20 protein-coding genes are annotated in these 19,381 nt (G+C 67.2%); 10 read left to right on the top strand and 10 right to left on the bottom strand.

Annotation, left to right across the window (positions count from 1 at the left end; genetic code table 11):
- Positions 1-371: 371 nt before the first annotated feature.
- Positions 372-881, bottom strand: coding sequence for a PH domain-containing protein (locus F8566_RS10630; RefSeq protein WP_151559952.1), 510 nt, complete (start codon positions 879-881; stop codon positions 372-374).
- A 737-nt stretch (positions 882-1,618) separates the two neighbouring features.
- Between F8566_RS10630 and F8566_RS10625 the strand changes: the two genes are divergently transcribed.
- The 3 genes from F8566_RS10625 (at position 1,619) to F8566_RS10615 (ending at position 4,387) form a co-directional block, all read left to right on the top strand.
- The gene (locus F8566_RS10625; protein WP_151559950.1) at positions 1,619-2,284 is read left to right on the top strand and encodes a HEAT repeat domain-containing protein; all 666 of its coding nucleotides are present in this window, start codon (positions 1,619-1,621) and stop codon (positions 2,282-2,284) included.
- Between the two features lie 6 nt (positions 2,285-2,290).
- A complete protein-coding gene (locus F8566_RS10620) occupies positions 2,291-3,292 on the top strand; it encodes a HEAT repeat domain-containing protein (RefSeq protein ID WP_151559948.1) in 1,002 nt (333 codons plus the stop codon).
- Positions 3,293-3,697: 405 nt separating this feature from the next.
- Positions 3,698-4,387, top strand: coding sequence for an alpha/beta hydrolase (locus F8566_RS10615; protein WP_151559946.1), 690 nt, complete (start codon positions 3,698-3,700; stop codon positions 4,385-4,387).
- A 204-nt stretch (positions 4,388-4,591) separates the two neighbouring features.
- Here F8566_RS10615 and F8566_RS10610 read toward each other — a convergent pair whose 3' ends face one another.
- A complete protein-coding gene (locus tag F8566_RS10610) occupies positions 4,592-4,792 on the bottom strand; it encodes a hypothetical protein (RefSeq protein ID WP_151559944.1) in 201 nt (66 codons plus the stop codon).
- Positions 4,793-4,831: 39 nt separating this feature from the next.
- Positions 4,832-4,987 (bottom strand): hypothetical protein, encoded by a 156-nt coding sequence (locus F8566_RS49770; RefSeq protein ID WP_192809619.1) that lies wholly within the window; start codon positions 4,985-4,987, stop codon positions 4,832-4,834.
- A gap of 96 nt (positions 4,988-5,083) precedes the next feature.
- Between F8566_RS49770 and F8566_RS10605 the strand changes: the two genes are divergently transcribed.
- From F8566_RS10605 to F8566_RS10595, 3 genes are all read left to right on the top strand, one after another.
- Complete coding sequence (locus F8566_RS10605) at positions 5,084-5,623, top strand: hypothetical protein (protein ID WP_151559942.1); 540 nt, start codon at positions 5,084-5,086, stop codon at positions 5,621-5,623.
- 376 nt (positions 5,624-5,999) lie between these two features.
- Positions 6,000-6,206 carry a nitroreductase family protein gene (locus F8566_RS10600; RefSeq protein WP_225993038.1) on the top strand — a complete coding sequence of 69 codons (207 nt, stop codon included), beginning with the start codon at positions 6,000-6,002 and terminating at the stop codon, positions 6,204-6,206.
- 453 nt (positions 6,207-6,659) lie between these two features.
- Positions 6,660-7,244, top strand: coding sequence for a dihydrofolate reductase family protein (locus tag F8566_RS10595; RefSeq protein WP_151559941.1), 585 nt, complete (start codon positions 6,660-6,662; stop codon positions 7,242-7,244).
- A 143-nt stretch (positions 7,245-7,387) separates the two neighbouring features.
- Here the strand turns inward: F8566_RS10595 and F8566_RS10590 are convergent, their stop codons facing one another.
- Both F8566_RS10590 and F8566_RS10580 read right to left on the bottom strand, forming a co-directional pair.
- Positions 7,388-8,392, bottom strand: coding sequence for an RNA polymerase subunit sigma-70 (locus F8566_RS10590; protein ID WP_151559939.1), 1,005 nt, complete (start codon positions 8,390-8,392; stop codon positions 7,388-7,390).
- Positions 8,393-8,915: 523 nt separating this feature from the next.
- Positions 8,916-9,203 carry a DUF3303 family protein gene (locus F8566_RS10580; RefSeq protein ID WP_151559937.1) on the bottom strand — a complete coding sequence of 96 codons (288 nt, stop codon included), beginning with the start codon at positions 9,201-9,203 and terminating at the stop codon, positions 8,916-8,918.
- A gap of 716 nt (positions 9,204-9,919) precedes the next feature.
- Between F8566_RS10580 and F8566_RS10575 the strand changes: the two genes are divergently transcribed.
- Together F8566_RS10575 and F8566_RS10570 are read left to right on the top strand one after the other, a co-directional pair.
- The gene (locus F8566_RS10575) at positions 9,920-10,300 is read left to right on the top strand and encodes a hypothetical protein (protein WP_151559935.1); all 381 of its coding nucleotides are present in this window, start codon (positions 9,920-9,922) and stop codon (positions 10,298-10,300) included.
- Positions 10,301-10,365: 65 nt separating this feature from the next.
- On the top strand, positions 10,366-11,538 hold the full coding sequence (locus F8566_RS10570; protein WP_151559933.1) for an ABC transporter substrate-binding protein: 1,173 nt from the start codon (positions 10,366-10,368) through the stop codon (positions 11,536-11,538).
- A gap of 50 nt (positions 11,539-11,588) precedes the next feature.
- Here the strand turns inward: F8566_RS10570 and F8566_RS10565 are convergent, their stop codons facing one another.
- Complete coding sequence (locus tag F8566_RS10565) at positions 11,589-11,813, bottom strand: hypothetical protein (RefSeq protein ID WP_151559931.1); 225 nt, start codon at positions 11,811-11,813, stop codon at positions 11,589-11,591.
- 1 nt (position 11,814) lies between these two features.
- Here F8566_RS10565 and F8566_RS10560 point away from each other — a divergent pair, with 1 nt between their 5' ends.
- Positions 11,815-12,165, top strand: a complete 351-nt coding sequence (locus F8566_RS10560) for a VOC family protein (RefSeq protein WP_151559929.1) — start codon at positions 11,815-11,817, stop codon at positions 12,163-12,165.
- Positions 12,166-12,256: 91 nt separating this feature from the next.
- Here the strand turns inward: F8566_RS10560 and F8566_RS10555 are convergent, their stop codons facing one another.
- Both F8566_RS10555 and F8566_RS10550 read right to left on the bottom strand, forming a co-directional pair.
- Complete coding sequence (locus tag F8566_RS10555) at positions 12,257-12,604, bottom strand: DUF1330 domain-containing protein (RefSeq protein WP_151559927.1); 348 nt, start codon at positions 12,602-12,604, stop codon at positions 12,257-12,259.
- Positions 12,605-12,963: 359 nt separating this feature from the next.
- On the bottom strand, positions 12,964-13,551 hold the full coding sequence (locus tag F8566_RS10550; protein WP_151559925.1) for a TetR/AcrR family transcriptional regulator: 588 nt from the start codon (positions 13,549-13,551) through the stop codon (positions 12,964-12,966).
- Positions 13,552-13,686: 135 nt separating this feature from the next.
- On the opposite strand from F8566_RS10550, the gene F8566_RS10545 reads away from it, so the two are divergent.
- A complete protein-coding gene (locus tag F8566_RS10545; protein WP_151559924.1) occupies positions 13,687-14,706 on the top strand; it encodes an aldo/keto reductase in 1,020 nt (339 codons plus the stop codon).
- A 712-nt stretch (positions 14,707-15,418) separates the two neighbouring features.
- Here the strand turns inward: F8566_RS10545 and F8566_RS10540 are convergent.
- A complete protein-coding gene (locus tag F8566_RS10540; RefSeq protein WP_151559922.1) occupies positions 15,419-17,053 on the bottom strand; it encodes an NAD(P)/FAD-dependent oxidoreductase in 1,635 nt (544 codons plus the stop codon).
- Positions 17,046-19,361, bottom strand: coding sequence for an aromatic amino acid lyase (locus F8566_RS52905; RefSeq protein WP_404800290.1), 2,316 nt, complete (start codon positions 19,359-19,361; stop codon positions 17,046-17,048). The genes F8566_RS10540 and F8566_RS52905 overlap by 8 nt, the downstream gene beginning before the upstream one ends.
- Positions 19,362-19,381 lie beyond the last annotated feature (20 nt).

Raw genomic sequence — 19,381 nt, 5'->3', positions numbered from 1 at the left:
GCGATACACCGACGCGAGGGTATGGGTCACGGCAATCCGCTGGTCAGGGCCTGAGCTCGCCCTTGGTTACGTCGGTCGCTGCCGGGGCTACCTGATCCGTGATGGGGAGCTCTACCAGATAACGCACGATTACACAGTCTGGTTATACGGACGGGAAGTGGCTCCATCTCCAGCGACTTCCGGCCCCACTTGTTGTTCTCAGCTCTCATGGTCACCAGTGCGACCTGGCCCCATCTCGTCGCTGAGGACGGCTACCGCTCACCCCCGTCATCGTCGTATGTCCTCTTCTGGCTCCGGGTGCTCAAGGCTGACCTGCGACCCGACGACGACGGCAGGTTGGTGCCGGCGAGGAAAGGCCGGGATGCCCGGTCTCACCATCCCCCCGGCCAGTCTCGGCGAGCGGCCCTGGCGGTATCGAAGATCGGTTTCCAGTGCGGGCCCCGTCGCTTCTCCCAGATCTCACGCAGGGCGCGGACCTCCTTCTCGATGTCGGTCTCGCTGGCGTCCAGGTGCGGTAGGTCGATCTCTCGGCCCTGATAGTCGTAGATCACAACCCACGAGCGCCTGGTTCCACGCCTGATCTCGATGCCCTGGATTGCCTGCCATGGTGTCGCGATGGTCCGGAACAGTCCGCGCTTCACGATGCGGTCTCGCGACACGCAGGTTCGCGTCCACATGCTGGTCCCCAGGTAAAGGACGATGATTCCGACCAGCAGTCCGGACATGAGGATCTTGACCGCGGCATTGTTCTCTCCCCGCAACACGACGATGGCCACGACCAGAAAGAAGAAACCCATCAAGAAGGCCATGGCGAACGTTCCGAGGTTTGCCCGGTACTCGCGTCTGAAAGGGTCAGCAGCCATGTTCGCCTCTGAGGCCATACGCACACCACCCCGAAGGCCGCGGGGCAGATGATGATCCACGATCAAATCTAGCGATTGTTCGGGGGCTAGACCAGACAAAGCAAGCAAGGGATTCCGCGCCCATACGCGCCGGCGAGGTCCCCGATGGTGAGCGTGGTCAGTGCCCAGCCCCACCGCCCCGTTCGCCAGCTCCGCCGGACTCCAGGGGGTGGGGCCAGGTCTCCTACGAACAGGAATCCGTCTCACCGGGGTGGAGCCAGTGCCCGTCAGAAGGTGGGGCCGGTTGACGCTGGTGGAACCAGCCAGGCGTCGCCGCAAGGGACGCTTTCATCCGCATCGCTGCCGCGCTCATTTGTCACCACTGACCGCCGCATGGACCGACTTCCCCTGGGCTCAGCATGACGCAGCATCAGCATGATGCGACGACGTATCGCTCCTGAGATGACATCGAGAGGACGAGCAGCACGAACAGTGCCTTGGAAGGATCGTCCGACAGATAGCAGAATTCTGTATGGTATCGAATCTATGATCGGCGAACTGGGCCGGGGCGTGGCCGTCCTGGCTCAGCCGATCTGATGACGACCCGGCGAAGGTGATGCGAGCGGCCGTGTGACCGGTGCCTGGCTCAGCGAATGTGATGCGGGACGTTCCTTCTGTTTTCGGCCCTCGCGCTTCGCCTGGTGTCTCGCGGCGTGATCCTGCTTGACCTTGACACTGTGACAAGGTCTTCGCTGTGGTCAAGGAGGTGGTCCCCGATGACCATGCCGGAACAGGACCTGGGCATGACGCGAGCTCTTGAGGGGCTGGAGGACGGTCGTTCGTCAGTGCGCCTGCGGGCGGCGCTGGTGGTCGGCACGACCCCTGACCCGCGGCTCATCGACACGCTCGTTGAACGTTGCGCGATCGAACCCGACTTCTACGTGCGCGACATGCTCACGTGGGCACTCACCCGCTACCCGGCATCAATGACGGTACCGAGGCTCCTCGACGAGGTCCGGTCTCAGCGTGCGCAGGCACGAAGCCAGGCGTTGCACACCCTGTCCAAGATCGGGGATCGGCGAGCGTGGCCGGCGATCACACGGGCGCTTTTGTCCGACGCGGACGATGAGGTGGCGCGGAGTGCTTGGCGGGCAGCGGTCGTGCTCGTGCCCGAAGGTGAAGAGCCCGAGTTGGCCGCAGTGTTGTCGACGCAGCTCGGGCGCGGCGAGCGTGAGACGCAGCTGAGCCTCAGCCGGGCGCTGATCGCGCTCGGCGAGGTGATTGTGCCGACTCTGCGTGCTGCGATGACCCATCCCGACGCGCGCGTGCGTGCGCATGCGATCGCCACGGAACGGCTGTTGCGCGACCCGGATGCCGGATTCGAGTTCGCGATCGAGGAGGCCAAGCGCGTCGTGGCCCTTGGCACGAGCCAGGAGGGGTGATGGGCAGTGTTGATCGGTGATGTGGCACGGCGTTCCGGGGTCAGCGCCCGCATGCTCAGGCATTACGACTCGCTCGGCCTCGTGCGGCCAACGGGTCGTACCGACGCCGGCTATCGGGAGTACTCCAGCGAGGACATACGGCGGATCTTCCATATCGAGAGCCTGCGGTCGTTGGGGCTGTCGCTGCGTGAAGTCAGGCGTGCGCTCGATGATCCCGGCTTCACACCCGCAGAGCTCGTCGACGACCTCATCCGCCAGACGCGCGACCGCATCGCACATGAGACCGAGCTGCTCACGCGACTGCGTCGGATCGGTGCCGCGGAACCCGGCGGTTGGGAGGACGTCCTTCAGGTCGTGGCACTTCTGCGGGCGTTGGGGTCAAAGAGCGCTGGGCAGCGTCAGCGCGCGGCCTTGTCCTCGGTCGCAGAGGTTCCGGTGCCGGTGGAAGCACTTGTCGAGGCGGTGCTGAACGAGGCGGACCCGAACGTCGCCGGAGCCCTTCAATGGGCCTTGGCGCAGCTGGGTGATGGCGCATTGGACCTGCTGGCGGAGGGCCTCGGCTCGCCAGAAGCCGAGGTACGGAAACGTGCTGTCCAGGCCATCGCTGAGATCTCGGGCGGTCAAGCGACCGAACTCCTGCAGGACGCCCTCGCCGGCTCCGACGTCGTGGTCCGCAGGTATGCGGCGCTGGCGCTCGGGGTACGTGGAGTGGCCGATGCGATCCCGACGCTCATCGATATGGTCGTCCAGGAGGCGAATGACGTCGATGCAGCCGACACACTGAGCGCGCTGGCCAGCCGTCCCGCGTTGGCGGACCAGATCGCCACCAGCCTCGTTGAGCGCCTTGCCCGCGGCACCATTGAGTCGTCTGCACGTCGACGGCTGACCCAGGCGCTCGCGGATATCCCGGGAATCACCACCTCTCGTGCCCTCGCAGATCTGGCACACGACGAAGACCGTGGCGTTGCGCTTACGGCGGCTTACATTCTCGGAACTCGCGACCTATGATGACGATTCTGAACGCGTGGGCTGTTAACCGAATCCATCCAGGCTTGCAGCGGGTGTAACTGCGCTTTGGCCGAGCCACCCCGGGTGCCTGGAGCCCAGCCGGCAAGGAGCCGTGTCGCATGTGCCCAGGTCGGCGCGGGAATCGTCTGGAGGGCGCAACACCGCGAGTGATGGGCCGCGCAGTACTGCGAGTCCAGGCACACCGGATTGTTTCGCCCGGGTCACCGCGACCAGCAATGCGGTCTCGTCGACAAGCACCGCAGCGCCCATTTAGATCGTTCGGCGCCGCCCTGGAGATGGATTGAATTTTCCAGCTGGTTGTGCATCGGCTCGTTCTGCCGTACCTGTGCGACATTTTTCCGAGCGGGCCGGGAACGTTGATGCGATCTGCCCTATGGTGCGGACATGGCTACCTTCGCACTGATTCACGGCAGCGGGGATGTTGGTTGGTACTGGCATCTGGTGGAGGCCGAACTGCGTTCGCGCGGGCATGATGTGGTCGCGCCTGACCTGCCGTGTGACGACGACTCCGCGAGCCTGAATGACTATGCGGACACGGTGGTCAAGGCAGTAGGCGATCGGCAGGATCTGGTCGTTGTAGGTCATTCGTACGGTGGCTTCACCGCACCGCTGGTGGCCGATCGGCTTCCGGTGGACGTACTTGTTCTGCTCGCCGCGATGATTCCGTCCCCAGGAGAGTCCGCGGCAGATTGGTGGACCAATACCGGTTATGGCCAGGCCGTACGAGAGCAGGCCGAGTTGGACGGCGGCAGGACCGGCAACGCCGACCCGTTCATCTGTTATTACAACGGCGTGCCTCGTGCCCTCGCCGAGGAGGCGTTGAGCAAGGAACGCGGAGAGTCGTCAACTGCCTACGATTCGCCGTGGCCGCTTGATGCATGGCCGGATGTGACGACGAAATTCGTGCTGTGCAAGGACGACCTGTTCTTTCCGGCCGACTTCTTCCGGCGGCTGGCGCCAGAACGGCTGGGCATCGACCCCGACGAGATCCCGGGTTGTCACTGCGTCGCGCTGAGTCACCCGAAGGAGTTGGCTGACCTCTTGGTGAGCTACACGGCTGGCAACCAGACATAGGCCGCGGCACGGATCGAGATGTGGGGCTGCGTAGCAGACATCGAAGATTGGTCGATAAGAATGATTATGTCAATCTAATCGACTGGTATTGCCGGTAATTCCAGGCTGTGGGTCGGCCGTCTGCCAGAATCAGCTCACCGCACAGGCCAGAGGCACGTTTCCAGCCACACAACAGGACGTTCACGCCAAAAGAGTCACAAAAGCTCACCGCGGCCAGGTCCAGCGCGACATAGGGCGGGACCAACGTGGCCCAGGCGTGATCCAGGGCGGCCTGCAGATCGGAAACCGTTCGTCGACGCCGACCGCCCGCACCTTGATGATCTTGCCGAGGCCCAGCAGCGTCTCCGGCAGCGGCAGCCCGGTGCGGTGGAAATGACCGAGCATCGCCGCGGGCGGCAGCGCCACCACGCCGTGCTCGGGGTGGATCGGCGACCAGAACGGCCGTCAGTGGACCGTCTCGTCTGGTTCACGATCGCGGCTCAGCGCCGAGGAGATCACATTCACCAGCACGTCGGTACCGTCGATGAGCGCCTTGGGCAACGCCGACCCGAGCGTGCCGGCCGCACGCATCACTGCAAAACACCGCTGCGGCGCATCCACCCCCGGGATGCTCTCCGCGCAGTTCCGGCACGACCGCGGGCACGGCCTACGCGGTCACAGCACCTATCCCGGGGTGGTCATGTCTACGCTTGCGGCGTGGCGTTGGTGTGGGTGACGGGCAATTCAGGGACTGGTAAGTCCACGGTCTGCGGGGTGTTGCGAGCGCGTGGCCACGTTGCTCTCGACGCCGACGAGGACGGCTTCAGTCGCTGGATCGATCGAGCTACGGGCGCGGTTGTGGTGGATCCTCCGTATCCGGTTCCTGGGGGCTGGCTCGATCGATACGGGTGGGCGATCGTCCGTGAGCGCGTTGAGACCCTCGTCGAGAAGTCTCGTTTCCGAATCGCGTTCCTGTGTGGGTCGGCGGAGAACGAAGCAGACGTCCTCGATCTTTTCGACCTCATCGTGTGCCTGGTGATCGACGAGGACACCCTCCGCCACCGGCTCGCGACCCGCACTACGAACCCATTCGGTCAACATCCCGAAGAGCTCGCAGCGGCCCTGACGTGGAACCCTCGGATGCCAGCGATCTACCAAAGCCGCGGCGCGACGATCATCGATGCGTCCAAGCCGCTGACCGAGGTGGTGGACAGCGTGATCGACGCAGTTCAGGGACTGGCAGGGGCCACCCGATAACTCCGATCACCTCTGCGTGTCGGCGGTCGCTCAGCGGCAGTCCGGAGGTCGCGGCTCGGCGCCGCTGTAGGTGATCAGCCAATTGAACACGGCTGTCGATCATGGAATGAGCAACGACTCGCAGGGGCGCGATCACGTTATTGAGCATGCTCATGGACTGGGGGGGAGTGAACACCGCCGCACCCCTGCGTCGGACGCTCCACCCTCCACCGCGTCATTCACGGTCCGGAGGACGATCAGAGCTGACCAACGCGTAGTCCGCGCCCCCTGGGATCAGAGCTGCATGAGCTTGCTGACCAGGGCAGCGAGCTGGGCGCGTTCACTGGTGGTGAGAGGGGCGAATTGGGGATCCATCCTGCCAGCGACCTGGAGCTTCATGCTCACCGCCCGCGCCCGCGGCCTCGGCACCACATGGACCACCGCCCAAGGACCCCTCGAACACGAACTCGCCGCCACACTGGGCGTCCCCTACAACGAGGTCATGCTCGCCGCGTTCATCCCGCTCGCCTACACGATCGGCACCGACTTCAAACCCGCGCCCCGCATCCCACGCGACCAGGTCCTGCACTGGGAGCGATGGTGAATGCCCGTCCGCCAGGCCGAGCACCTGACCCAAGCCGCAGAGGCCCCGGACCAGGCCTGTCCGCGAACGTCTGACGGGGCAACGCCCTAGCCGCCGCTCGCCAGCTAAACCCACTCCAGCACCGCACCCCCGACGCCCGAGCCGAACGCTCGGGCGTCCTTGCGTCCCCGCTCCAACCAGCTACAACGTGCCCCGGTGATCCCTTTCTGGCGTATTCCGCTGCTCCCCTGCTTGGCGACCTCCAGCGCGGTGAGAGGGCCTGGCGCTGTAGCTGTGTGACCAGGCGTTTGCGAGGGTGAAACCGAGATCCGGTCGGTGGTGTTCGAGCCCGCCGAGTACGCCGTGCTGAGTCCGGAACGGGAGGACCACCTGCGGACGCAGATCGCGCACCGATGAGGTTTCCGCGCCGCGCCCGTCTGTACGTGTGAGATCGACTCGAGGGAGGCTGGCACGATGCGGAAACTGATCTTCGGCATGAACGTGACCCTGAACGGCTACATCGCCGCGACCGGCGACGACATCGGCTGGAGTGGCGGGGAGGGACCGGACTCGTCGCCGAGCGCCGAGCTGTTCCAGTGGTGGTACGACCAGATGCGGGCGAGCGAACTGTCGCTGTACGGGCGCAAGCTGTGGGAGGCGATGAGCTCCCACTGGCCGACCGGCGACCAGCGGCCCAACGCCACCCCGGCGGAGATCGCGTTCGCGCGCCTCTGGCGGGACATGCCGAAGGTGGTGTTCTCATCGACGATCGACAAGGTCGACTGGAACACCCGCCTGGTCACCGGCGACGCGGTCGCCGAGATCACCCGGCTCAAGGCCGAGGACGGCGGCCCGATGGACATCGGCGGCGCGACGCTCGCCGGGGCGGCCATGCGGGCCGGGCTGATCGACGAGTACGCGATCGTCACCCATCCGGTCCTGGTGGGCGGCGGCACGCCGTTCTTCACCACGCTGGACAGCTGGGTGAACCTGAACCTGGTCGAGACGCGGGCATTTCCCGGCGGCGTGGTGCTGACCCGATACGAGACGAGGCGATGAGCACGGCCAAATGCTCGGCTCGCTGCCCCGCCGGCAACGCCGGCGGGGCGGTGGTGTTCAGCTGGTCGGGGTGCTCATTCCGCGGTGACTTCGGTGACGCCGGGCCCGTGCGCTGGACTCGTCGACGATGGGGACTTGGCTGATCACAGCGTCGCGGGCAGGCCCAGCCATGGTTTGTCGGTGGCGTCGAATCCGGTGAGCTCGGCGATCTTCCCGTCGACGATGTGCAGGACCGCGATGGTGAACAAACGGTGTTCCGGGTCGTCGGGGGTGCGAAGGTACAGTGCGGCGGCGGGCATGCGGTTGACCGTCGTGGCGATGCAGCGCCAGTCGTCCTTGCCGCGCTGGAAGAGCCCGTTGGAGACCCAGCCGTCCACCGCGTCCTTGGCCGTGACGATCACGGTGCCCGGGTCGGGCAGCATCGCGAAGCGCAGGTCGTCGCGCAGCAGGGCCATCAGCCCGTCGAGGTCGTTGCGCTCATGGGCGTCGATGTACGACTTCACCACGCCGCGCTCGTCATCCGACAGCTCGTGCGTGGCGGGGCTCCGCCAGTCGAGGCGGTCGGGCAGCTGCTCGCGTATCGTCACGCGCGCCCGCTGCAGTGCGCTGGTCACCGATGCGACGGTCAGCTCCAGGGCATCGGCGGCCTTCGACGCCGGCCAGCCGAGGACGTCGCGCAGGATGAACACCGCCCGCTGCCGCGGCGGCAGGTGCTGGACGGCGACGATGAACGCCAGCTCGATCGTCTCCCGCGCCACCACCGAGTCCTGCGGATCCTCCGGGAGCATCCGGTCCGGGTAGGGCTGCAGGTAGTGCAATTCCGAGCCCGCGTCCGGCAGCTCGGCAGGCACGGGTGTGCGGTCGTTGCGCTTCTCCAGGAAGTCGAGGCAGGCGTTCGTCGCGATCCGGTACAGCCAGGTCCGCAGCGCAGCCTGGCCCTTGAACGAATCCCGCTTGTTCCACGCCCGCAGGAACGTCTCCTGCGTCATGTCCTGGGCGTCCTCGTAGTTCGCGAGCATCCGGTAGCAGTGCACCTGCAGCTCACGCCGGTAGCGCTCCGTGATGAGCGCGAACTGTGCTGTGTCATTTGAGCGGGCCGCCGCGATGAACGCGGCCTTGTCGGCGCCTAGCAGTCTGCCGTCGGTCATGGTCGTCAATCCTTCCGCGTGTGGCGAGGGGCTACCAGAACTGACGACGTGGCGAAGGATTTCTGATCGGTGAAGCCGCTGACACCGGGCCGCGGCGATGCTCGGCCAAAGGCGATGGCGACCCGCCGCCGACCAGGGGCGGAGCTGGGGCCGCGGCATCCGGCGAGCCGTATCGCCACATCATCACTATCGGGCACTACGACCTTGGCGACGGCGGTTACCTGCATTTCGTGCTCCCAGCGAAGGCGTTCCGCGACGGGGACCACGAGCAGACGGTCGTGTTGTACGAAGGTTTCTGGGTATCGGGAGCGGCCGCCGGGCCGTGATCGGACGGCCTGCGCTCGCCGGGGCTCGGCTCAGATCAGTCTCGCTGGGATGATCTTGGGGTGCGTCGTGGTGATCGACCGCGGCGCAGTGGGCCGTTAGCGCATCGCGGTCGCCCGGCCCGGTGGCGGTCGCCCTCGCACCCGACCGGACCGGGTCCGGGCCGGTCGGGCCTGCTCCTCTCGCACCCGGTGCTTGTTCAGGAACGCTGCAAGCCAGCGAGGCCCTTCTGCAGGTCTTCCGGGTTCATCACGGGCTGGACCTCGACCTTTGCGCCGAGTTCCTGGAAAAGCGGCTCCGCGAGTGTCGGCAGCGCTGAGCTGTCCTGCATGTCGAACACGAAGGTGCAGGAACGTCCGCCCTCGCTGGGGCCGAAGTAGGCCGCCTCGGGCTTGAGCCGTTCCATCATCGACTCCATGACCTCTTGCAGTTTGCCGCTCTTGAGCGCTTGGTTCGAGACCTGGGTGTCCAGCTGCGCCCTCAGCATGACTCTCATCGCACTTGCCCCCCGTGCACCCGAGCCGGCGCGGCCCCCGCGCTCCCCGAAACCCGGTGCTGTCCGGATTAATGACCCCGGGATGCTTGGGGCAAACATCGCGTTTCGCCAGGCCACACGCGGCTAGGCCGTAAGTGGTCGAGGTCCCAGGCGGGCGGCAGGCAGCGGGCATCGGCTCAGCGAGATCGAGCGTGATGGGCGTCCCGTCCAGGCGATGTCGTCCACCGCCAACCACGGGCTCTTGGTCTGGTCGCCGGAGTCCCTCCGGCGAACGCCGCAACCTCCCGATGAGATGGACTGGTCGACGTTGCCGGCCTGCGCCGCGACCTCGGCCGCGCGTCCGCCTGCAGCGAGACGGTGAACGGCGTGGTCGAAGCGGACCAGTTTCGCGGAGCGCTCGGGAGGCAGTCCGGATCTGTGCCCGGAACCGCGACCACAGGCGCTTGTGGCTCCATCCGATCCCGCCGCCTGGTCGTCGATCCTGATCCAGCCGCGGTGGGCGAGGGTCCGGTCCAAGGCACCCGGTCGGGCACCGCGCGCTTCCTCCCCCTCGTGGATCAGCTCACCTTCGACGGCGAAGCACTCGTCCTTCCTATGAGATCAAGAGTTTCATTACCGCGCACGCAGAGCACATGACTCACTACTATGCGTAGCCATACCTTCCCTTTGCTGAGGCATGGGAAATCTTCCGATCTTCAAGGATGGAAATGCACACGATACGAAGAGTCGCCGTGCTCGCAGCCACGGCCGGCTGGGTGCTGGCGGCCCCCGTCGGGGCCGCCATGGCCAGCCCGGGTTCCGGGGACGGCGACGGAGGAGCCGGCGGCCTGCTGTCCAACCTTTCAGGACGCAACTCCTCCGGACACGCCAACTTGTGCGGCACTGGCAAGGTGTCGGTCCTCAAAGACCGCACCTGCGTCACAACAGACAAACACGGCGCTCACAAAGAGGGTGATCACGCAGGTCCCAGCGGCGGTGTGCTGTCCAACCTCCTGTTCGCTCGGAACGCCTCCGGTCACAGCAACAACTGTGGCAACGAGACGGTCTCGGTGCTGAGCCAAACCACCTGCATCACCAAGGACAAATAAGCCTCCCGGGGGCCTGAGGCGAGCCATACGAACCCAGGCCCCCGGGTGGACCGCTCATGGAGGTCATGGTGGCGTCGAAATCGCGGCTGTGCATCGGGGCCGTCGTGCCGCAGACCGGGCGATTGGCCGCGCTCGGCGCTCCGCTGTCATTCGTGGTCGACAAGCTGGCGTCGCGCCGTTCGCAGCTTCGCAATGGCGGCCGCAGCTACCAGCTCTGCTTCGCCACCCGCGACAGCCGGTCGGATCCGGTCCATGCCCGCCAGGCGGTACGCGACCTGGTCGAGCACGACCAGGCCGACGTGGTGATCACCATGGCGGGCACGAAGGTCCTGCCTGCGGTCGCTGACACCTGCGAGACCCTCGGTGTTCCGTGCATCTCGACCACCTTTCCGTGGCAGGCCTACATGTACTCGCGCGGCGGCGAACTGCGGCGCGAGTTCGCGTGGACGTTCCACTTCGCGTGGGGGCTGGACGACATCGCCAACGTGTTCGCCGACATCTGGGAACGCCTCGGCGGCATACAGAGGGTCGGCTGCCTGTGGAACGACGACCTGCAAGGCCAGCTTCTGCGTCATCCCCACCACGGCTTCGTGCCGGCCGCCGCCCCGCGCGCCACCCTGATCGACCCGGGCGGGTATCGCGAGCCCGCCACCGACTTCGGCTCGCACATCGCCCACCTGCGCCGCAACGACGTCGACGTCATCACCAGCGCCGCCACCGCCGCCGACCTGACGCTGTTTCATCGCCAGGCACACCAAGCCGGGCTGCTCCCCCGCCTCATCACATGCTCACGCTGGCTGACCTATCCCCACACCGACGAGCTCTCCGCCGCACGCGTGGCCACCCTGGCGTACTGGACGCCCACCCACCCGCACCGTTCATCGCTGGACGGCACCACCACCGCTGAACTGGCCAACGCCTACCAAGACGCCACCGGCAAACCTTGGTCACAGCCCCTGGGCCTGGCTTACGCCCTTGTCGAAGTCGCCCACCACGCCCTGTGCACTGCCTCCGACGTCACCGACCATCGCGCTGTCGCCCAGGCAATCGCCCAAACCCGCCTGGCCACCATCGCCGGAACCCTGGACTGGTCCCGTGGCCCCACACCGAACATCGCGCTCATCCCCCTGGTCGGCGCCCAGTGGCTGCCCACTCGCAACGGGCACCACCTCGCCGTCGTCACCAACACCGCCATGCCCGACGTGCCAGTCACCGCCGACGTGACCCCAGCACACTGACCGAAGGCAGTGAACGGCCAGCCCCAACGCGGGCCAGCCGCGCTGCTATCTCAGATTCCGATCAGCGCAGTGTGGATGTGGTCGTCGAGGTCGGCGACGAATCCTTCGCTGCGCCATGGCCGCAGCTCCAGCCGCGCCTGTCGAAGGCGTTGTGCGGGTACCCGGCCTCGCGCCGCGGCGGTGAGATCAACACACTCGTGCAGTTGGCGGGCCGACTCCTCCGGGGCGCCAGGTCCACCCGTGTGCAACTGGGCTAGGGCCTGGTCGGTGAGCACGATGGCACGCTGCACTGACTCGCGTGACCGCGTGAGGGCGGCGGCCGCCTTCTGCGAGGAGCACCTCGGGCTGCGCAAGTCGCCGGCCTCCCCTCCCGGAGCGGTGGTGTTCACCACCTCACCGATCCCGTTCGCCGTTCGGGAGCCGCTGCCGGGCGTGGACCTCGATGACGTCGCTCGGCCTGGCCTTGGGGTGGCCTTGTGGTTCCGTACCGCTGACGCCCAGCAGCTGCACGATCGGCTCGCCGCCGCCGATGTGCCTATCCTCAGCCCACCCCAGAACGGCCCGTTCGGCCGCACGTTCACCTTCTCTGAACCCGAGGGCTACGCCATCACCGCCCACGGAGGCTGACCAGAGCCGTCGCCCTGACCAGGCCGCGACACTCTCCTGCATCCGCAAGGTGGTGGGGGCTCGATGCTGGCGTGTCCGGCCCGGCTGAGGGCTACTCGCTGGGCAGGGCGTCCCGTATCGCTTTGACGGCGGCGGTCGGGGCGTAGTCCTCGGGGACGCCTTCGACCATGATGATGTCGCCCTCCAAGTGCCGTGAGCGTAGCGGTGCGATCTGCCGGTAGGCGGGTGAGTCCCACCAGGCCTGCGCCTCGGCGATCCCGGGAAAGCCGATCATCACGACGGATCCGGGCCAGGTGCCCTCCTTCACCTCGTGCTGGGCGGCGTGTACGAGGTAGCGGCCGCCGTACGGCTCGAGGGTGGCAGGGAGGCGTTCGACGTACTCGGCGATCTCCGCGTGCGGGGCGGCGTCCTGGATATGAGCGATGACGTAGGCGGTCATGGGTGTCCTTCCGATCGGTTCAGCTCGGTACGCGTTGATCTTGGCAGTGCCGACGTAAGGAGCGCGATGACCTGACAGGTAAAGGGCGGCGGCCAAGGCCGGCGTCTCCACCCACCGCAACCTCACGATGGTCCTGGGGCCACTCATCGAAGGTGAAACCACCCATGAACCGGCTCAATGTTGGCCGCGCACGATCCGACCAGCCCCGGGGGATCTGGAGCTGACCCCGTACAGCCACCTTGGGCAAACGCAATTCATCTACGTGCGACGACAACCGTTCGGCGGGCCGCCTGGAACATCACCACTGGCGTCATTTCATTGGCCACACTCGCCCAGCTCGCGGCTCGGCGCCGGTCGCTTCATTGTGGTTGGCGTAGTCCTGCGATGAGCAGCTCGACCAGTCGACGTGCGTCGTAATTGGGATCGCTGTCCGCGCCTATGCAGAGGTTCCCGATGCCGCGCATGAGCTCGTAGGCCTTCAAGTCGGATCTGATTTCGCCGCTGGCGGCGGCGGCGTCGAGCAGCTGGGTGCAAACGGGCACGAGGCGGTCGAGGAAGTAGGCGTGCAGCGTGTCGAAGCCGGCGTTGTCGGACTGCAGTACGGCGGCGAGCCCGTGCTTGGTGACCAGGAAGTCAACGAAGAGGTTGATCCATTGCCCCAGCGCGGCGTGCGGCGTCGCGCTGGTCGCCAGCAAGGCGGGACCGGCCTCGGCGCACGCCTCGACCTGGTGCCGGTAGACGGCGATGATGAGATCCGCTCGAGTCGGGAAGTGGCGATAGATCGTGCCCATCCCGACGCCGGCCTTGGCCGCGATGTCGCGTACCGGCGCTTCCACGCCTGAGGTGACGAAGACCGCGGCGGCCGCGTCGAGCAGTGTCTTCTCGTTCCGCCGGGCGTCCGCCCGCTTGGACCGGGCTGCGCGCCCTGCCTCCCCGCTGTCGTTCACCGCACTGCTCCCTCCGCTGTCGAGCTTGCCAAAGCGGAGCGACGTTCCGTATTGTATCCGGAGCGGGGTTCCGCTTGCTCATGATGTCAGAGCGGCGGCTCGTCAACCAACCCATGCCTCAACGGAGGAACGGTCATGCAATACCGCACCTTGGGTCGCACCGGTGTTCAGATCAGCTCCCTCGCGCTCGGCGCGATGAACTTCGGCACGATCGGACGCACCACACAGGACGAGGCCACCGCCATCGTCGATGCCGCGCTCGAGGGCGGGATCAACGTCATCGACACCGCCGACATGTACAGCGACGGCGAGTCGGAGGAGATGGTGGGCAAGGCCATCGCCGGCCGCCGGGACGACATCGTCCTGGCCACGAAGGCGAACATGCCCATGGGCGATGAGCGCAACCACCAGGGCAGTTCGCGCCGCTGGCTGGTCACCGAGCTGGACAACAGCCTGCGCCGTCTCGGTGTCGATCACGTTGACCTCTACCAGATCCACCGGTGGGACCCGAACACCAGTGACGAGGAGACGCTGTCGGCGTTGACCGACCTGCAGCGCGCCGGGAAGATCCGTTACTTCGGCTCCTCGACCTTCCCGGCGTACCGCATCGTGCAAGCCCAGTGGGCCGCACGCGAGCATCACCTGAGCCGTTACGTCACCGAACAGCCCAGCTACTCGATCCTGCAACGCGGTATCGAAGCCCACGTGCTGCCCGTGACCCAGGAGTACGGGCTCGGTGTGCTGGTGTGGAGCCCGCTGGCCTCGGGCTGGCTGTCGGGCGCGATCCGCGAAGGCAAGGAGATCACCACCAGCCGTTCGAAGATCATGCCGCAGCGCTTCGACATGACCATCCCCGCCAACCGGGCCAGGCTCGACGCGGTCGAGCAGCTGGCCAAGGTCGCCGACGAAGCCGGCCTGACCATGATCCAGCTCGCGCTCGGATTCGTGACCGCCCACCCCGTCGTGACCAGCGCCATCATCGGCCCCCGAACGCTGGACCACCTGCACTCGCAGCTCGCCGCCGCTGACACCGTGCTCTCCACCGACGTGCTCGACGCGATAGACGCGATCGTCGCTCCCGGTGTCGACCTGGCCGCGCACGAGAAGTACGACACTCCCCCATCGCTACTCAACCCGTCACTGCGCCGCCGCTGACCGTACAAAGGACAGCCGCCACGTTCTCCGTCCGCAGACAGCCGCCACATCCTCCATCTGCGGACGCTGCCACGTCCTCCACCCCGCGGATAGCCGCCACGTCCTCCATCTGCGGACGCTGCCACGTCCTCCACCCCGCGGACAGCCGCCACATCCTCTGTCCGCGGGAATCGCGCCGGTGCCCGGCCAGAAGCCGTTCTCCTCCAGTTCGCCGACGCCCACCAAGATGGACGCACTGCAACTCGTCGCAGCGAAGCCACGTCTTCCCTGCAATCAACCAAGGCAGCAGCTCGCCGGAGAATCTGGTCGCTGGCCGGGCACAAACGCTTAACGTGGACCGATCACGTCATCATTGCGGTCGCTCCAGTCCACCTCGGACGACCTGACACTGCAGAGGCCAACTCCTGCACTGGTGGAGCCAAGGCAATCGCTGGGGCCACTGCATGGCGGGGTCGGCGGCAATAGCGGGGCCCAGGCGATAGCGGGCCCAAAAGCAATGCCGGAGCCCATGCCATGGCGAGGCCGACGGCGATGATGGAGCCCACCGCAGAGTGGAGCTCTCGGCGGTGGCTGTGCCACGGAGGTGGCGCGGCCAAGCAGGTCGCGGGGCCACGCAGGTCGCGGGGCCACGCAGGTCGCGGGGCCCATGGCGTGGTGCCTGCCGCCTTGGGGACAACGCTCCGCTGGCAGTTGCGGATGTCATTGACGTCGCTCACGTCTTCGCATCTTCCGCGCCGCTGGCATCCGAGACGCGGACGGTCGCACCGTCGATGGCTGCACCGTTGGTGGTCGGACTGTCGGTGGTCGCACCGTCGGCGGTTGCGCCGTTGGTGGTCGCACTGTCAGTGGCCGCACCGTTGGCGGGCGCACCGTTGGTGGGCGCACTGTCGGCGGTCGCGCCGTTGGCGTTAGGGGGGCGGCCGTTCGAAGCGCGGGCCAGTCCGAGGACGGGGTGGGTGGTGACGTAGACGCCGTCCAGGTCGGCGGAGAGCCGGCTCGGGTCGGACGGGTCGGCCCACAGGTCCCGCAGCGGCTGCATGTCGACGCCGAGGGTGCCGGACACTCGGTGCTCACCGGCGGTCCGCTGGGCCTGGTCGGCTTCGACGATCAGCGTGTCGGTCATGATCCGGGTGTTGACGTCGGCGACCTCGCGCATGTCGGTGGTCCCGGCGGTGATCTCCATGAACGAGTGGATCGGCGGCCGGTCGTCGTGCTCGGCCAGGTGCAGCCGCTGGGCCTGCCAAAAATAGGAGTCCTTGCCGTCGTACCGCTGGTAGAGATGGGAGACCAGCGTGATGAGGCGTGCGTAGGCGCGCCGGTAGGCGTACTCGAAGAAGGCCAGTGCCTCCTGCTCGGACAGCTCGCCGTTCAGCGTAGAGTTGACCGCCGCCGCGCCGGTCAGCGCGCTGTAAAGGGCGAGGTGCACCCCGGTCGACAGCAGCGGGTCCAGGAAACACGCCGCGTCGCCGATCGCGATGTACCCCGGCCCGCTGAACGAGTCGGCCACGTACGAGTAGTCCTGCTCGGCGCGGACGTCGCCGATCTGCGAAGCGCCCTGAACGATCGGGTTGAGCGTCTCGCAGGACTTGATCTGGTGCAGGTAGTACTCCTGCAGCGAGGCGAACTTGGGGCGTTCCTCGGCGAAGATGTCTTTGTGCGTGACGTGGCCGAGGCTGAGTTCGCCGCCCGCTAGCGGAATCACCCAGAACCACCCGCCGCGCGTCGAGATCGAGTTGACCGACCCTTCCGGCGATCCGGGCAAGATCTCGGCATCCTTCCAGTACGCCCAGGTGGCGACGTTCTGGAAGACGTCGTGCTGCTGGCGGTTGTCGAAGTGCCCCTTGGTCAGAACGCCGGTGCGGCCGGACGCGTCCACCAGGAAATCGAACTCGGTGACGCGGACGTTCGCCGGGTCGTCGCGGTGCACCCATTCGGCGGCGACGGGCCGGCCGTCCTCGAAGATGACCCTCTTCACGGTGGCGCCTTCAACGATTTTCGCACCCTGGTCGGCCGCGTTCCGCAGCAGCTCGTGGTCGAACTCGGCGCGGTGGACCTGCCAGGAGTGCGCGTCCGGGTGCACCATCGCGGGCCAGTCGATCACCCAGGCGTCGGTGCCCCATCGGAAGACGCTGCCCCTCTTGACCTGGAATCCGTGCCGGGCCACACGCTCGTACGCGCCGGACGCGTGGAGCACCGGCACGCACGACAGCAGCAGGGACTCCCCGATGTGGTAGCGGGGGAAGACGGCGCGTTCCAGGAGCAGAACGTCGCGTCCGGCGCGGGCGAGCAGCGCCGCGGCTGTGCTTCCGGCGGGTCCGCCGCCGATGACAAGGATTCGCTCAGACATGGGTGGGCCTTTCTTCGAGGAGGTCGGCGACCGGTCGGTTGACGATCTCGAGCAGGGCGGGTGAGGTGATCAGTTCGATGGCGGCGGCGAGGTCGGGGGCGAGATGACGGTCGGGCCCGGGCCCGGGAACCTTGGTCCGCAGCAGGTCGATCGCGGCCTGGCACGCCGGCGCGGGCCGGTCGGGCGCCCGCAGGTCCACGGCGCGCGCGGCGGTGACGAACTCGATCCCGAGCACCGCCCGCAGTAGCTCCAGAGCCCGCCGTAGTTTGCGGCCTGCCGACCAGCCCAGCGAGACGTGGTCTTCCTGTCCCGCGGACGTGGGCGTGGAGTCGACCGAGGCCGGAACGGCCAGGCGCTTGAGATCGGCGACCAGCGACACCTGCGTGTAGTGCGCGATCATGTAGCCGGAGTCCACACCGGGCCGAGCCGCCAGGAAAGGCGGCAGTCCCTGGGATCGCGTGCGGTCCAGCATCCGGTCGGTGCGGCGTTCGGCCATGACGGCCAGGTCCGCGACGACGATCGCCAGGAAGTCCATGGCATGCGCGAGCGGCGCGCCGTGGAAGTTGCCGTTGGACTCCAGCCGCCCCTCCAGCAGCACCGGATTGTCCACGCAGGCCGCAAGCTCGCGATCGGCCACTCCGGACGCGTACGCCAGGGCGTCCCGCACGGCGCCGTGCACCTGGGGCACGCAGCGCAGGCAGTACGGATCCTGGGACCCGTCGTCATGAACGCGCAGCAGCTCCGATCCGGCCAGGAGGTCGCGCAGATGGGCCGCGGCACGGCTCTGCCCAGGATGCGGGCGCAATTCCTGCAGCTCCCCAGCGAACGGCCGATCCGAACCCCGCAGGGCCTGCAAGCTGAGCGCCGCGGTCAGATCCGCAACGTCCAGCAGCGCCCCCAGATCGGCCGTGGACAGCACAAGCATGCCGAGCATGCCCTCGGTCCCGTTGATCAACGCCAGCGCCTCTTTCTGCGCCAGCCGAACCGGCGTCAACCCCGCCTCGCGCAACGCTTGTGCAGCAGGCCGCACCCGCCCACCCACACCAGACGCCTCGCGCCCTGCGTACGCAGTGGTCACACCGGGCGGCTCATGCTCTGCCGTCCCTGCGGCGGCCTCGGGCGCCTCACGCTCTACGTTCGCAGCGGAGCCACCGGAGGCCTCGCGACTTGCCATCCCAAGGGATGCGCCAGTCACCTCACGCTTCGCGTGCGGACCGGTGGCGCCGTGCGGCTCATGCTCTGCCGTCCCAGCGGCCGCGCCGGGCAACTCACGCTCTCCGTTCGCAGCGAAGCTACGGGGCGCCTCACGTTCTGCCGTCCCAATGGATGCGCCGGGTACCTCACGCCCTGCCGTCCCAATGGACGCGCCGGACGCCTCATGCTCTGAGTACGCAGAGCAAGCGCCAGGCACCTCACGCTCTACCTTCGCGGAGCTGCCGGACGGCTCATGCCTTGCCGTCCCAACTGACGCGCTGGGCGCCTCATGCTCCGTGTATTGAGCGGTCGCGCCGTGTGGTTGACGCTGTGCCGTCCCAGCGGCCGGGTTGGGCGCGTCATGCCGTGAATACGGAGCGGTTGCACTGTGCGATTCAAGTCCTGCCGTCTGGACGGACACACTGGCCGCATCACGCCCTGCCAGCGCACCGGGCGCGGCTTGCGGCTCATGCTCTGCCAGTGGGGCGCCGTGCGGCTGACGCCTTGCGTGGGCAGAGCGTGCGTTGGGCGGCTTATGCTCTTCTGGCGCAGTGGACGCGGGGCGTGGCTCGCGTTCTGCTAGCCGAGCCGACGCAGGACCAGGCTCACGTTGGACCAGCACACGACCGCGGCCGGTGAGAGCCGCGGCCACGGCCGCCAACGGGGCCAGGTCACCCGAGCACCCCAGCGAGCCGTATTCGTTGACGATCGGGACCAAGCCCGCATTGAGGAGCCCCGCCAGCGCGCGGGCGATGATGGGGCGGACTCCGGTACGTCCAGTGGCCAGCGTCCGGAGCCGGAGCACCGCCATGGCCCGCACGGTTTCGGCCTCGACCTCCGCGCCGACGCCCGCCGCGTGTGAGTCGACCAGGGCCTGCTGGATCTCGGCCATCTGATGCCGGTCGACACGCTCACTCATCAGCGCCCCCACGCCGGTGGTCAGCCCGTATGCAGGCAGCCCCGCTGCGGCCAGGGCCTCCAGTTGCATCCGGCCCATCCCCAGGGCGCGCAGCGCGGCTTCGGACAGGTGGACTTCGGCGTTGTCGCGGGCTACCGCGATGATTTGCTCACGGGTCAGGGGTCGTGGTCCGATCTCGACCACAGGCGTGGACATGGTTCTCCTCAACGCGGCGG

Source organism: Actinomadura rudentiformis, from assembly GCF_008923185.1.
Lineage (GTDB): Bacteria > Actinomycetota > Actinomycetes > Streptosporangiales > Streptosporangiaceae > Spirillospora > Spirillospora rudentiformis.
This window is presented reverse-complemented; position numbering and strand designations above follow the sequence as displayed.